Source organism: Acinetobacter sp. DSM 11652 (assembly GCF_900109815.1).
GTDB lineage: Bacteria > Pseudomonadota > Gammaproteobacteria > Pseudomonadales > Moraxellaceae > Acinetobacter.
The window spans coordinates 120,151-134,080 of the sequence record NZ_FOBK01000007.1 but is presented as its reverse complement, the minus strand read 5'-3'; the positions used below and the strand labels follow the sequence as shown (position 1 = coordinate 134,080).

At 35.1% G+C, this 13,930-nt stretch carries 14 protein-coding genes; 6 read left to right on the top strand and 8 right to left on the bottom strand.

Features of this window, described 5'->3' with window-relative positions; translation table 11 throughout:
* Window positions 1-19 precede the first annotated feature (19 nt).
* Window positions 20-1,084: an amidohydrolase family protein gene (locus BMW42_RS08715; protein ID WP_092767129.1), complete on the bottom strand. Its 1,065-nt coding sequence runs from the start codon at window positions 1,082-1,084 to the stop codon at window positions 20-22.
* Between the two features lie 141 nt (window positions 1,085-1,225).
* Window positions 1,226-1,615 carry a DUF3144 domain-containing protein gene (locus tag BMW42_RS08710; RefSeq protein WP_092767127.1) on the bottom strand — a complete coding sequence of 130 codons (390 nt, stop codon included), beginning with the start codon at window positions 1,613-1,615 and terminating at the stop codon, window positions 1,226-1,228.
* 115 nt (window positions 1,616-1,730) lie between these two features.
* Between BMW42_RS08710 and BMW42_RS08705 the strand changes: the two genes are divergently transcribed.
* Both BMW42_RS08705 and BMW42_RS08700 read left to right on the top strand, forming a co-directional pair.
* Entirely contained in the window at window positions 1,731-2,363 is a 633-nt protein-coding gene (locus tag BMW42_RS08705; protein WP_035268706.1) for a hypothetical protein, read from the top strand.
* Window positions 2,364-2,507: 144 nt separating this feature from the next.
* Complete coding sequence (locus BMW42_RS08700) at window positions 2,508-4,217, top strand: ATP-binding cassette domain-containing protein (RefSeq protein WP_171260700.1); 1,710 nt, start codon at window positions 2,508-2,510, stop codon at window positions 4,215-4,217.
* Between the two features lie 168 nt (window positions 4,218-4,385).
* On the opposite strand, the gene BMW42_RS08695 is transcribed toward BMW42_RS08700, so the two are convergent.
* From BMW42_RS08695 to BMW42_RS08685, 3 genes are all read right to left on the bottom strand, one after another.
* On the bottom strand, window positions 4,386-5,075 hold the full coding sequence (locus BMW42_RS08695) for an aspartate/glutamate racemase family protein (protein ID WP_092767123.1): 690 nt from the start codon (window positions 5,073-5,075) through the stop codon (window positions 4,386-4,388).
* A 386-nt stretch (window positions 5,076-5,461) separates the two neighbouring features.
* Window positions 5,462-5,686 carry a hypothetical protein gene (locus BMW42_RS08690; protein ID WP_092767121.1) on the bottom strand — a complete coding sequence of 75 codons (225 nt, stop codon included), beginning with the start codon at window positions 5,684-5,686 and terminating at the stop codon, window positions 5,462-5,464.
* 376 nt (window positions 5,687-6,062) lie between these two features.
* A complete protein-coding gene (locus BMW42_RS08685; protein ID WP_092767119.1) occupies window positions 6,063-7,301 on the bottom strand; it encodes an MFS transporter in 1,239 nt (412 codons plus the stop codon).
* A gap of 117 nt (window positions 7,302-7,418) precedes the next feature.
* Here BMW42_RS08685 and BMW42_RS08680 point away from each other — a divergent pair, with 117 nt between their 5' ends.
* Window positions 7,419-8,066, top strand: coding sequence for a TetR/AcrR family transcriptional regulator (locus BMW42_RS08680; RefSeq protein ID WP_092767205.1), 648 nt, complete (start codon window positions 7,419-7,421; stop codon window positions 8,064-8,066).
* Between the two features lie 39 nt (window positions 8,067-8,105).
* Here the strand turns inward: BMW42_RS08680 and BMW42_RS08675 are convergent, their stop codons facing one another.
* On the bottom strand, window positions 8,106-9,572 hold the full coding sequence (locus tag BMW42_RS08675; RefSeq protein WP_092767117.1) for a CYTH domain-containing protein: 1,467 nt from the start codon (window positions 9,570-9,572) through the stop codon (window positions 8,106-8,108).
* Between the two features lie 213 nt (window positions 9,573-9,785).
* On the opposite strand from BMW42_RS08675, the gene BMW42_RS08670 reads away from it, so the two are divergent.
* Entirely contained in the window at window positions 9,786-10,166 is a 381-nt protein-coding gene (locus BMW42_RS08670) for a DUF962 domain-containing protein (RefSeq protein WP_092767115.1), read from the top strand.
* 311 nt (window positions 10,167-10,477) lie between these two features.
* On the opposite strand, the gene BMW42_RS08665 is transcribed toward BMW42_RS08670, so the two are convergent.
* Window positions 10,478-10,684, bottom strand: a complete 207-nt coding sequence (locus tag BMW42_RS08665; RefSeq protein ID WP_092767113.1) for a hypothetical protein — start codon at window positions 10,682-10,684, stop codon at window positions 10,478-10,480.
* A 609-nt stretch (window positions 10,685-11,293) separates the two neighbouring features.
* Window positions 11,294-11,575, bottom strand: a complete 282-nt coding sequence (locus BMW42_RS08660) for a hypothetical protein (RefSeq protein WP_092767111.1) — start codon at window positions 11,573-11,575, stop codon at window positions 11,294-11,296.
* A 352-nt stretch (window positions 11,576-11,927) separates the two neighbouring features.
* Here BMW42_RS08660 and thiE point away from each other — a divergent pair, with 352 nt between their 5' ends.
* Together thiE and hemL are read left to right on the top strand one after the other, a co-directional pair.
* On the top strand, window positions 11,928-12,548 hold the full coding sequence (gene thiE, locus BMW42_RS08655) for a thiamine phosphate synthase (RefSeq protein ID WP_092767109.1): 621 nt from the start codon (window positions 11,928-11,930) through the stop codon (window positions 12,546-12,548).
* A 31-nt stretch (window positions 12,549-12,579) separates the two neighbouring features.
* Window positions 12,580-13,878: a glutamate-1-semialdehyde 2,1-aminomutase gene (gene hemL / locus BMW42_RS08650; protein WP_092767107.1), complete on the top strand. Its 1,299-nt coding sequence runs from the start codon at window positions 12,580-12,582 to the stop codon at window positions 13,876-13,878.
* The last annotated feature ends 52 nt before the right edge of the window (window positions 13,879-13,930 follow it).

Here is a 13,930-nt window from a genome sequence, read left to right as displayed (position 1 = left end):
TCGTGAATGAGCCTTTTTTTCAAAGCTTATAAAATTGCTGCGCATTTTTACAAAATATCTGTTCAACAACTTCTGAATTATAGGCAGCGACTATGTCGCTAAAGGCATCAATGATATTTGTAAGTGATGTGCTCACTTTATCCATCGGAAAGTTGGATGCAAACATGACACGATAAGGTCCAAAACATTGTAAAGCATGATTAATCATAGGAGAGACCAATTCAATGATTTGTTGTTTAGATGCTAGTGTTCGTCGTGTATGAAATTGATGACCCAAAACTGGCATGAACAGTCCAGACATTTTTGTATATACATTCGGACATTGAGCTAATTCTGCAAGATCTTCTTTCCAGTGGAAATAGATATTGTCTCGCGCAGTTTGGGTAATTCCTGTGTGTTTCCCTACTGGGCCGAATAAACCTGCTGGTGTGCCCAAATGGTCTAAGACAATCGAAGTCTCAGGAAAACGTTTTGCCAAAGCAATAACATCTTTAAGCTGGCTAGAATAAACCCAAGCATCGAAGCTTAAATTGTACTGGGCTAATGCTTCAAAACCTTTTAAAAATTTTCGATCAGTGTAGAGGTGGGGGTCGTCGTTCCATGCATGAATTCCAGGATCTTCATGATGTGCAGCCATTTTTCGGATACCACGAAAATATGGAGATGCCTTTTTATGCATTTTAAGAATTTTTTTGAAATTGCTTTCGCGAGGATCAGCTGTTGCAACGATTCCAGCCAATTTGATGTTTTCTTGAGAAAAAGGAAGCTGCTGAATAAATTGCGTTTCTTCTACAACGCCAGTCCCTTTTTGATGATGCCAGCTGGCTTCGACATGTACAACACGGCTCACAGTATAATGTCCAATGTCTTTGTGGTAATCCGCTGGTAAATAGGGTGCTGTGATGTAATCTGTAAGTCCTACTGTATCAATTAAATCTTTAGGTTTTACGAGACGAACGACTTTATCCAATATTCTTGGATGTTTTCCAAAAAGCTTAACAGCTAAAGCGGCAGCATGCGGTGTGTGATAAGGATCCCATTGATGGATATGAGCATCGACGATGGGAAAGTTGAGTTGATTCATCGCTATCCTTAGTTGAGTCATCAATAAGAATAACATACGAGAAATTGATCAATTTTTGAATTGCATTTTCGTTTGAATATTAGAGTTTAAGCATTAAAAAAGCCCCCTAAAGGAGGCCCAATGCACACAATGCAAATCTATTTAATGTTCGTGGTCATGTTTATTTGCATGAAACTCTTCATTACGACGGAAGCGAAGGTAGTTCTCAAACTGTTCGCAGTATTCGTCATAATTATCTTCAAGCATCATATGAAACTGTTGCATGATATAAGACATCACTTGTTCTTTAGCATCACGCATTTCATTGCCGTCTTTAAAGTTATTGGCAGCAACCCATGTATTAAAACGAGCAGTACCAAATAGCATCGCAGCACTGACTTGACCACGAGCATCGGCTGGTTTAACAGTAGAACCTTTTTCAACACGGCAAAATTCATTGGCTTGCTTAATAAATTCATCAGCACGTTCGAAGAAAATCGCATTCAATGCTTCTTCTTCAGTGACATCAGTCGCTTGAATCTTTTGAACCATGAATTGTTCCTAATAAATAACTTAATTCAAGCACTATTATAGGCAAAGGCTTGCATAAACTAAACCTTTCACTTAATCTAAAAATAGCCTAAGTAATTTTTTTATGAGCTTTTCTATGCAAGATGCTATCGCAGTTCAAAGTTTAAAAAGTGATATTGCGTTACTGAGACAGAATATTTGGCCACCTGTTGATCTTGCGAATGTCGAAGGTCTTCCCATTTATTATGGAAGCAAAGAGCAAGTAGCTGCTTATTACCAGCAGTGGACAGGTCTAATCGAAAGGGCACAAGATTTATTTCAACCTTTTATGGAAGATGAGGTTTTAGATGCCATTCATTTACCGAGTCATCTAAATTTACCGCTGTTTTATTTTCATGTAGACCGAATTCGCATTAACAAAACACGTGCAAAGGAATCAAAGACTTTTCGTGGTATTGCTAGTGTATTAGAGAAGTGTGGACAGTTTGAACCTGAACAAGTTTTGGCAATGAGTCGTTGGTTGGATCATGATGACACTGCTGCATTAGTTGCGCATCGCGAATTTATAGATTTAAGAACTTATGTATTTCAGCATGGGCAAAGTGAATATACGAGAACACGTTTTTATGTAAATGGTATTGTCTTAAGTGTTGAGCCTCATTTCGAGTTGGTTGATGCTCGCGATAAACCACGTAAGCAACGAAATGACTCATATAGCGATCCATTGGCGGATAACAACACGTGGCGTATTTATGGTAAATATCGTTAGTTGAGCTGATTGAACTTAGTTTTTAGACATTAGAATCAATGATTAGCTACTTTATAAGTACAAAGCTTCTACGATCAATATCCAAACTTATTGATTAGTATTGTTTAAAATAGTCATCACAAAAAATAACTAATTTAAAAAATGATGACTGAAAAGATTAAACAATTTAAAAAGGCGTGGATGTTATTCCGTCAACATGATGAAAATGGATTAAGTGTATTCTTCGTTTTAGCCATACTTCAAATTTTAATTATTGGTACGAGTGTTGGTTTACCGTATTTGTTTAAGCTGCTGATTGACCAGACCAGTGAGCCTGATCATTACTATTCGATTCAAGACTTTTTTCAAATTCATCTGCTCTATTTATTCGCCGTAGCTTATGCACTCGCTTGGTTTATCAATGAAGGGATGAAGAATGTAAATAATTTTGCCATGTCTATGATGATCAGAAATGTTGATGCATCCATGCTTAAAGCTGGTGTATTTAATTTTCTAGATTTGAAATTAAAAGATCAACGTCAACAACATATCGGTGTATTTAATGCAAATTTAATTCGTGGCAGCGAAGCACTTGGTACAATTATTTTTACTATATTTTTTGTTATTGTTCCTACAGTATTTAAAATCTTAGGTATGGTGTATGTGCTCGGAAATACGATCAATCTTGAATTTGGTGTGTATTTTTTCGTATTCTCAGCTTGTACAGTTGCTTTATCGCTCATCATTACCTTTAAGACACAAGATATCTTTACGATTATGTATGGTGCTCGAAATCAACTGAATCAATTTGTGATTGAAAAACTCCAACAAAGTTATGATATCAAACTCAGTCATTCGAAATATTACGAATTTGAAGAGTTTAGCCGCAGAATCGATGACTATAAAATAAAGACTCAGGATACCTATAAAAAACTTCAGTATCTCATGATATATCAACTGTTATTTGTGTCATTTTTTCTTTTGGTATTCATGGTTTTATCAGTCTATATGTTTGAATATCAAAGTTTTAGTTCAGGTGATTTTGTTTTAGTCAGTACCTATATTATAGGTTTAACCATTCCTTTAATGATGATGTCTCAAAATATCATTCATTTGAAAGGTCATATTGTGGCTATTGATCAGTACCTAGAATATTTTGAATTGGAACATGAGTCATTCAGTACGAATGATCTAACAGCTGAGGAACAGAAAGAAAGTGCGGTGGCGTATTCGTTTCAAAATGTGACATTTGATCTAGGTCAGCAGACGATTGAAAATTTTAATTTAGACATCGTGTGTGGAAAAATATATTTAATTCAAGGTCGAACAGGTATTGGAAAATCAAGTTTCCTCAATTATTTGGTGGGAATAGAAAAGATCAAATCTGGACGACTATTCTTTAGAAATTTAGAGATCACTTCAGTATTTTCAGAAAAGATATTTGATCAGATTGCTGTGGTCAGCCAAACTCCGATCGTTTATTCAAGCTCATTAAGACAAAATTTGATTCAAAATACTGAGATCAAATATTCTGATGAGGAGCTTAAACATTGGCTAAAAGAGTTCGATTTACTCCATTTGCTGGAAAAAAATCAAATTGAGTTAGACGATGATATACAAGAAATTTATAAAAACTTCTCTGGTGGTGAAAAACAACGATTAAACATCATTCGTGCATTATTAAAAAAACCAGAGCTTTTGATCTTAGATGAACCTACAGCAGCCTTAGATGAGAAAACAAGTTCGAAAATTTTAAAAATTATTCAAGAGCGAGTTGAAACGGTCATTATGATTTCTCATGAACGTATGGCGACAGAAATCGCAGATGAAATTATTGATTTCAACATCATTCTAAATTCTATCGATGAGGATTAAATGATGATTGTTGTGGCATGAATATCAATCAAAAAAAGCGTTTTTTAAAATATGTATTTATTTGATTAAATTTAGTCTTGAGCAACGATTCATGTACTTGATGATCGATTTTGATGTCAGTTAAATATTTTTTAGCATGATCTGAATGATTTTTATGCTATGAAATATTTATGATAATACAAAATCTACAGCTGCTTGCGCATGAATAGAAGTTGTATCAAATAGAGGGACTGAGAATTTTAGATCTCCTATAAGCATACAAATCTCAGTGCATCCTAAAATGATTCCTTCAGCGCCAGAAGATATTAATTCTTCGACAATATGAATATATTTCTTTTGCGAAGCTTCGCTAATTATGCCTAAACATAATTCGTTGTAAATAATATCATGAACAATTTTTCTACTCGCTTTATTAGGTGTAATTACTTTAAGTCCTTTTTCCTCCAATCTGCTTTTATAAAAATCTTGTTCCATCGTAAATGCAGTACCAAGCAGCCCAATTTTTGTAATTTTCTGGCTCATGATTTCCATGGCTGTCGCATCTGCTATATGAATAAATGGTATGTTGGTTGATTCCTCAATATAAGTTGCTACTTTGTGCATTGTATTTGTACAAAGTACTATGCCATCTGCACCTGCTTTTTCTAATTGTATGGCTTGATCTCTTAAATAGATTCCTGCATCTTCCCATAATCCTTTGCGTTGTAACTCCTCAATTTCAGCGAAATCAACGCTAATAAGAATAACCTTAGCAGAGTGTAACTTGCCAAGTTTCGTTTGAACCATCTTATTGATTTGTTGATAGTACAAATCAGTCGACTCCCAACTCATTCCACCTAATAAACCAATTGTCTTCAAGTTCGCACCTTTAAAAATTAAATATTTAATTAATCAATATAATGAAAATTATCGAGTATGAAATTGCTACTTTTTAAAATAATGACTTAATCAAAGTGAGAAAAGTTCAGCTTTTGATGTGTATTTTTAGGGATGAATGTATATAAGTTTAGCAGCAGAATTTACCAATCTTATGGTTGAGTAAGCTTCTCATCGGAAGAATTCACATTAACCCCGAACTTAGATGCCATAAATAGAGGAAAATTATTGTATTGCTGAACAATCCATGTATAGAGCATTCTAGTTCAAAATCTTGTAGGATATCAATCAAAAGGCTCATTCATGAGCCTTTTGATGAGTGATTTGAAAGATTAAAAAATCTATTGATCATAGGAATTTTTTTTAAATTAAACCAGCGTGTCTACAACGCCTTTTAATACACCTAATCCTAATGAATCAATTGTTCCATTAAGTGTTTCATTTACGCCAGTGCCAATTTTCACTAAAGGATCTTTTAATCCTACAAGAGAGCCGACAGTACCAAGCAAATTAGTCACTAAACCTGCACCAGATACTGCTTCAATTTCATCTAATGTAAGTTCTTTTAAAGTTGTTGGATTTGAATTATTCATTGTATTCACCATTCATGTTTGATTTTATTTTCAAGTAAATCGAATAACTAGCGTTAAACGATAGACTCATCATAATGAATGCATTTTGTATGCCAACTAATAAATAATGATAAATATATAATTTAGGTATAATTAATAATATGGAGGAGTGATTAACGGATTTTTCATGAAAAAATTCATCATTTTTGTGCAAATGTCACCGAATTGGTGCATTGATCGATTTGAATGATGGTTGAGAATTTAGCGCGTTAATTTCTTAAATTGATTTCACTAAACGAAATGAGTTTATATTTCATAGAATTATTTAAGAATTGAGCGTAAAAAATTACACTCAACTCAACTCAACTCAACTCAACTCAACTCAACTCAACTCAACTCAATTAATTGATGTACATTGCTGAGCTTTAGGATTATTCAATCCTCGACTATGAGTGAATACAGCAATTACAGCTAAAGAGATAAAAATCAATACACTGTAAATTAAGGTACTGGTATTGAAGTGATCTACCATAAAACCACCAAATAATGCGCCTGCTGCAATCATGATTTGGAACATACTGACAAAAAGAGGCATCCCTTTTTCAACCGCATGTGGCGCATGTAAAAACATCCAAATATTGGCTGTCGTAGGAAAGGCACCAAAAGCAAAACCCCATAATGCTGTAAGAATATATGCACCAGTTAAGAATTTGGCATAAACCGGGAATGTAAGGAATACGATCGCTAAACACAATGCAACAGCAAAAAGCGTATAGCGGACATTGATATTGCTGCTATAACCGGAGAATGCATTGCCTACGAAGCCTGCTGCTCCATAAATAAGAAGCAATGAACTGATGGTTGAACCATCAAATCCTGCTTCATTTTTATAGAATGGCGCCAAGTAACTGTACGTTGAAAAATGCGCTAATCCGATAAATAAAACAATGATTAAGCCTTTACGAGCTTTGGGATCTCGAAACAATGCGGGTAGATCGCTATATTGAATAGCTGAAGTCGGCGGTAATTTCGGTAGGAATTTAATCTCAAATAACAGAATAATGGCACCAATCACTGAGGTGATCATAAAAGCATTACGCCAACCGTAAATTTCACTTAGCCATGTTCCAACCGGAACACCCAGCACAGTTGCCAGAGTCACGCCAGCCATGACGATAGCTGTTGCTTTGGCGATGGGTAGGTGAGGAGGTGCAACACGACCACTTAAGGCGATTGCAGTTGCCCAGAATCCGCCTATCGCGATACCCAAGAAAAAACGACTCAATAGAATCCAAGTGAAACTTTCTGAATAGCTCGTAATGAAATTTGCAATGACCATGACCGCTGTGAGTGCGATTAATAAATAGCGTCGATCAAGTTGCTTCACCCAGACCGAGATAAGCGGTGCTGCGAAAGCACCCATCACGCCTGGAAGGGTAATGAACAGGCCAGCAGTACCGACTGAAATGTTGAGATCTAGTGCGATTGCATTGAGCACACCAATAGGGAGAAACTCACTGGTCACTAATATAAAAGCGGTGATAGAAAGTGTAATAACAGCAAACCAATTTCCTTGATTTTTTGTAGGAGATGGAGAATTAACAGCGGTTTCAGTCAGATGAGATTCAGATTTCATTGACCAACGCTCCTTGAAAATAATTTCATAATGATTGTTATAAAAATAAAATATTTGAATTTAAGATCTGGGTCAATTAATTTATTAATGATCATTATAAAATTAATTGGGTTGAATATGCAGGAAAGTTCAAAGCCAATAAATCAAATGGATAGTGCCAAATCAATATCTAAGGGGCGTGGACGTCCTAAGTGTTTTAATGAAGAACAAGCACTTGAAAAAGCCATGACACTATTTTGGAAATACGGTTATGAAGCTACTTCAATGAGTGATTTAACATTCGCCATGGGAATCACTGCACCTAGTCTTTATAGTACGTATGGTGATAAATCAGAGCTCTTTAATCGTTGCATTGACTATTATCTCAGGCACGAATCATGCTCGATGGAAATGATTTTTAAACATGCACATTCCATAAAATTAGCAATGGAACTTTATTTGATTGAAAATCTAAAACGACTGGTGCAGAAAGACAAACCGAAAGGATGTATGTTGGTCGTGTCGACAATGAACTGCTCGATTCAAAATCAACAAATACAACAATCAATTTCGGAAAAAAGACAGTTATCTAAATCGAATTTACTAGAAAAATTATTAGCTGCCCAAGCCTCAGGTGAAATTAGTACACAAACTAATATTCAGGCAATGACAGATTATTATATGACGATTTTACAAGGACTAAGCTTACAAGCACGTGATGGGGCTACTTTTGAACAATTGGAAAGCGTTGTACACATGGCGATGCAAACTTGGGCTCATTTTTAAGTCAGAACTTCTCACTTACGAAAAGTTCTGACTTGAATTTTATGACTTGATAAATTTTCGGCTTACTAAGAATTGTTCAGTCGCTTCCAAAAGTTTTTCAGCGTAAATTTCTTGCTTTGCCGTCAACCAACCTAAGGCGAACCAGTCACTGGCTTCTAATTCTGTTTGCTGTAAGTAGGATGATGAGGAAGACAATACTTGATATTGTTCAGCTGCATAATGTGCATCATTAAGCGCCTTGCCGTATTTTTGTAAATTTTTCACATCAAAAATTTGTGTTAAGACTGGGAAACTGAATTTTAATTCACTTAAATGTATTGCCAATTGGTCAAGACTATCAAAGTTAGAAGGATCAGCTTCATTCAGACATTCCTGTAAAACTTTATACTGTTGTTGAAGCGTATTTTGAGCATAGGTTTTGAGGTCTTGGGTTTGCACCTTCTTAGAATTGCCTAAACTAAAACTCAAAAGTTCAAGATAGTGTTGAACGTTTTGGGTAGATTTGACTAAGTTGTTTAATTTTTCTCGGGCGTAGAGCACATCTTTGCTGAGCATTTCAGCAGTTTTAGGGTTTTGCAGAATAGCACCTAAGGTGTGTTGCATATGCTCATAATGTTTTAGGTTTTCAAAATGACTTTTAAATGCAGATAACTGATGTGCCCATTTATCTGTGCTCTTTGATGTCCAGTCTTTAAAAATAGATAGACTTAAAAACAAATAGTTCAAAGCAATATGTGCTTGTTCGATGTGTTCCTGTTCAGCCACTTCCGCAGAAATCGCAGCAATATTCGGCAGCAAATGTTGCATATGATGACCGATCATCATTCGAATCGTTTTTTCTGCGCTTTCTTTTTTTGCAACGATCCATTCTTTTTCAGTTCGCGCTGGGCTTACAACTATATTTGAAACCAATAAATTTCCAAACTCAGCTTTACTTCGAACATCTAGCCAAAGTTGATATTTTTTGACCCACTCAAAACTAAATGCTAGTAATGTTTCAACTTTTCCTTGTTTGAGTTCAAACTCTACTTCATGAATCTCATGTTCTCGATCACCTGATCGTACAACGCCAATATCTAGACACACTTCAATTTCAGCATCTTCAAAGCTAATCACTCGGACTGTACGTTGAATGTCTGTTTCAAACTGCAAGACTAATTGGTCAAAATCACCTTTTAATGCGTCATTTAAGACCTTATAAGCTTCGGAATCATCTGAATAAATAGATAGATCTAAATTCGGTGCAGCCTCAAGATTACCTAAATCATGATTATGTTCGAAACGGTGTAAATGACTTTTACTTTTCGTCGCTTTTAAGGTCTGAACCCAATTGGCATTTTCAAGACGTTGTCGAATAGCTATCCCATGCTGAGAGAGTAGGCGATCAGGAGTGTCATAGTACTTTGCTTGCATTTGAATGAGTTCAGACTTTTTTGGATCAATTGCTTTTAAAATCGCATTCCGTCGAGCTTCTGGGATCTGAAACTTTAATTCAATTTCAAGCATGTGATTTTCCTAATTGATCAATCATTTTCATAGAAGTAAGATATTTGATTGCTTTTAATTTAAAGGGGATTGTAACTGATTTAGTTAGAACCACAATCTAGACAATTCACTTACATTTACTTGAATGAATGATTAATCACAATATTTGTAAGATAAGCTTTTCAAGTGCAATTTTTTGAATTATGGTGGTCAAAAAAGGACAGGAATAAAAAAATGAATGCTTATGTAGAGCCATCTTCATCGCAAGAAGAAGCTAAACTTCAATTACCCATCAAGAATTACTCAGAATTTTATCGTTTTTATTTGACTGAACACCGCAGCATTATGAGTCGTCGTTTACATGCAGCAGGTAGCTCAATCGGTATTTATTTTTTTACTCAAGCGATTCGTCAGCGTAAAGCTAAATATTTAGTCTACGGATTAGTTTCAGGCTACGCATGCGCGTGGGTGGGGCATTTTGTTTTTGAAAAAAATAAGCCAGCAAGCTTTAAACAACCGTTGTATAGCTTTATTTCAGACTGGAGAATGTTGTCAGATATTCTACGAGGTAATTTGAGCCTTAGAGACCGTAAATTTGATAAAATTGATAGCTAAATTTATATATTTTTTTTAAAAGCTCAGAATATTCTGGGCTTTTTTGTCATGAAATGTTTTAAGAAAGCTACAGGAAATTTTGTAACAATGATTGAATAATATGTAGGGAAGGCTAAAATTCAATGAATGAATCCAAATTATAAATTGTGGTATTTAATAAAAAAATTAACGTATTCGGTTAGATGAATTAACGATATTATTCTGACTATTTGCATAATGTTAAATTTAGAAAAACTGCTAAAAATAGAGTATTACCTTGGTGCTATCAAATAAGCTGTTATGTTTCTTAAGAAAAATCCTATAAATCACAATTATTTCTGATTATCCAATTTTTTTAAATCAGGTCGAATTTTATAAATATTATTTTGGAGTTCAAAAATATGACTTAGTGCTTTTCCTATCAGTAAGATATTTTCTCTGTTTTCTAGCGATGGATCTGATTGAATCTTACTAGGAATGCTATCTAATAATATAGCGGCTTGATGCAAATCATCATTTATTTTTTTTAATTGATCCATTTTTCTCTTCTATAAATGTTGGTAAGGATATAAATAATATTAAGTTGAGATCCTGAATTATTCGACTGTTTGGTGTATTGCTGTTCTAATAAGAACTTTATTAGAACATAGTAAAATCGTAGCTCTAATACATCTTTTTCTTAAAGTTTATATTAGCATTTTAAGCGTAACACAGTGTTCTTTAACCATATTTTACACATGTAAGAGGTTTGTATAATTCAAATATTCATCAGCTCTCAAGTTTATTTACTGGATAGTCGGATGTAATGTTTTGCCATCGAGTTCAACGGAAATTTCTTCAAAATCAAAATAAATATTTACTGAATTTTCTTAAAACCTAATAAATTCAATTTGACTTTCTTTATTCGTGTAAGAAAACTATTGCTGAAAGTGGTTTAATTTGATGAATCGCTATTTACTTTTCAATAATTACATTTACTAAGTCCTTACTATAATTTATTGTACTTAAATTTATGATTTTTAATGATATTTTGTTTGCCTCTTAATTTTAAAAGATATCACTTAATCATTTGCTGTACATGACATGCCAAAAGGTGTTTTCATACTGATTCGTCTATAACTAATGCCAGGTATGGGCTCCTTCGCAGGTTACATCTCTCTTTTTTCGCAAACTTCTTTTATGTACATAAGCGTGTCTTTCGAAGAACTATATGGAATATATTCAAGCGTATTTGAGTCAATGACTTTAAATCTCTGTCTTAGCTCATAAATTTTTTCACTAGGAGCTTGTGCTGAAAGCTTTCTTTCAATAATTTGATTTTCAGCTTCATACCAAGAGCGATCAACAAACCCTTCTTTGTCATGTTTAAAAATCATTTCTGCATGAGCGAAATTATTAGCTAATAATAAAATTAAAATTCTCATAAACATCTATTTTTTCTTTTATATATTTTAAATATATTCAATTATACCTCAATATTTATCCCAAGAGTTGGCCACAGAACTTGTGGATGAATTTGAGCTTGAAAAAAAATAAAATAGATGAAATTTCGATTTTGATCAATTTTTGTCATATTTTGCCAAAAAGGTCTATCCAGCAATTAGCTTCGAATGATTAGTCAAATTTTCTTGGATTAAATTTCACAAATTCATTTCAATCAATATCTTTAATACGCTTAGTCAACAATAGAGCCTGTTAATTTCTACATTTTATCAATGTGTTCTTCCAAGGCTTTGTCCTATAATGTTTTAAATTTTTAGTATTTGCCTAGAGTTATTCTTTATGCGCGGTTTGTATTTAATCACCAACGATGATCCTATTGAACTTCTATTAGCAAAGCTTGAAGGAGCGATGGCAACTTATGAAGTTGCAGTACTTCAGTATCGTCGTAAAAACGTTGTGAAAGAAGATCAAGCTTATGAAATTGAATACATGAAGAATATGTGTAATCAATATAAGGTTCCTTTTGTCATCAATGATGATTTAGAGGCTGCAGTCAAATATGGCGTGGGTGTGCATCTTGGTCAAGATGATGGTTCAATCCAAGAGGCTGTAGAACGATTGCCAAAAAATGTCTTAATTGGACGTAGTTGTAATAATTCTATTGAACTTGCCGAACAGGCGATCGCAGACGGCGCAAATTATGTAGCATTTGGCGCAATTTATGCGACAGAAACCAAACCTGAAGCAGGCAATATTGGTTTAGAAACGTTAAAAGCTGCAAAAGCAAAATTAAATGTACCTATTTGCGCGATTGGTGGTTTGACGGTTGAAAATGGTGCTGAAGTGATTGCTGCCGGAGCAGATCTTTGTGCTGTAATTAGCGATGTATTGGGTCGTTCGATGTCAACCGTTGGTCAACGTGTTTACGATTGGTCAGAGCTATTTACTAAACAAGCTTAAATTTTTTACTTTTTTGAGTTGAGTGATTTTCATGAGTTTATCTCCTAAGCAAGAACAATTATTTAAACAAGCCAGCAAACATATTCCAGGTGGTGTGAATTCACCAGTACGTGCCTTCAATGGTGTAGGTGGTACGCCGATATTTATTGAAAAAGCTCAAGGCGCCTACCTGTACGATGTAGATGGCAAACGCTATGTAGATTATGTTGGTTCATGGGGGCCAATGATTTTAGGACACGCCCACCCTGCGATCATTAAAGCTGTTCAAGACGCCGCTGTTGATGGTCTAAGTTTTGGTGCACCTACAGTGCATGAAACGACATTGGCAGATATTATCTGTGAAATTATGCCGTCGATTGAATTGGTACGTATGACCAACTCAGGGACAGAAGCAACAATGACTGCGATTCGTCTTGCACGTGGGTATACAGGTCGTGACAAGATTGTTAAGTTTGAGGGCTGTTACCATGGTCACTCAGACTCACTTTTAGTGAAAGCAGGTTCTGGTCTACTCACAAGTGGTGAAGGCGAGGCGACATCAGCGGGTGTTCCTGCTGATTTTGCAAAACATACTTTGACGCTTCCATACAATGATATTACGACTTTAAAAGAATGCTTTGCTAAATTTGGTTCCGAAATTGCGGGTGTTATTGTTGAACCTGTTGCAGGTAACATGAACTTGGTTAAACCAATTGATGGATTCTTGCAAGCCATTCGAGATGTGTGTGATGAGCATGGTTCAGTATTCATTATTGATGAAGTGATGACCGGTTTCCGTGTGGGATTAGGTGGAGCTCAAGCACACTACGGCGTTACACCTGATTTAACTACGCTAGGTAAAATTATTGGTGCAGGTCTTCCTGTAGGCGCATTTGGTGGTAAGCGCGAAGTGATGGAATGTATTGCACCTCTTGGTAAAGTTTACCAAGCGGGAACTTTGTCAGGTAACCCACTGGCAATGAGAGCTGGTATTGAGATGTTTAAACATCTTCGTCAACCTGGTTTCTATGAAAATCTAACTGCACAGCTCGAAAAGTTATTGGTTGGTTTACAGACTGCCGCAGATGAAGCAGGTATACCATTTAAGACTCAACAGGTTGGAGGTATGTTTGGATTGTATTTCACTGATCAAGAAGACATCACAAGCTTTGATTCAATGTTGAAATGCGATGTTGAAATGTTCCGTAAATTCTTCCATGGCATGTTGGATGAAGGTGTAAATTTAGCGCCTTCTGCTTTTGAAGCCGGCTTTATCTCAAGTGCGCATTCCGATGAAGATATTGCGTTCACTATTCAAGCAGCTAAGAATGTATTTGCGCGTTTAAAATAGAATTTTTTTGAAAATCTATTAACATAAGCCTACAGTGTAAATACTGTAGGCT

Bases quoted from the DNA above. Each gene is read 5' to 3' on its own strand.
- BMW42_RS08690 (WP_092767121.1), bottom strand. From the start codon at position 5,686: ATGAATAATTCAAATCCAACAACTTTAAAAGAACTTACATTAGATGAA.
- BMW42_RS08660 (WP_092767111.1), bottom strand. From the start codon at position 11,575: ATGTTTATGAGAATTTTAATTTTATTATTAGCTAATAATTTCGCTCAT.
- thiE (WP_092767109.1), top strand. From the start codon at position 11,928: ATGCGCGGTTTGTATTTAATCACCAACGATGATCCTATTGAACTTCTA.
- BMW42_RS08710 (WP_092767127.1), bottom strand. From the start codon at position 1,615: ATGGTTCAAAAGATTCAAGCGACTGATGTCACTGAAGAAGAAGCATTG.
- BMW42_RS08670 (WP_092767115.1), top strand. From the start codon at position 9,786: ATGAATGCTTATGTAGAGCCATCTTCATCGCAAGAAGAAGCTAAACTT.
- BMW42_RS08680 (WP_092767205.1), top strand. From the start codon at position 7,419: ATGCAGGAAAGTTCAAAGCCAATAAATCAAATGGATAGTGCCAAATCA.
- BMW42_RS08715 (WP_092767129.1), bottom strand. From the start codon at position 1,084: ATGAATCAACTCAACTTTCCCATCGTCGATGCTCATATCCATCAATGG.
- BMW42_RS08685 (WP_092767119.1), bottom strand. From the start codon at position 7,301: ATGAAATCTGAATCTCATCTGACTGAAACCGCTGTTAATTCTCCATCT.
- BMW42_RS08700 (WP_171260700.1), top strand. From the start codon at position 2,508: ATGACTGAAAAGATTAAACAATTTAAAAAGGCGTGGATGTTATTCCGT.
- BMW42_RS08705 (WP_035268706.1), top strand. From the start codon at position 1,731: ATGCAAGATGCTATCGCAGTTCAAAGTTTAAAAAGTGATATTGCGTTA.
- hemL (WP_092767107.1), top strand. From the start codon at position 12,580: ATGAGTTTATCTCCTAAGCAAGAACAATTATTTAAACAAGCCAGCAAA.
- BMW42_RS08675 (WP_092767117.1), bottom strand. From the start codon at position 9,572: ATGCTTGAAATTGAATTAAAGTTTCAGATCCCAGAAGCTCGACGGAAT.
- BMW42_RS08665 (WP_092767113.1), bottom strand. From the start codon at position 10,684: ATGGATCAATTAAAAAAAATAAATGATGATTTGCATCAAGCCGCTATA.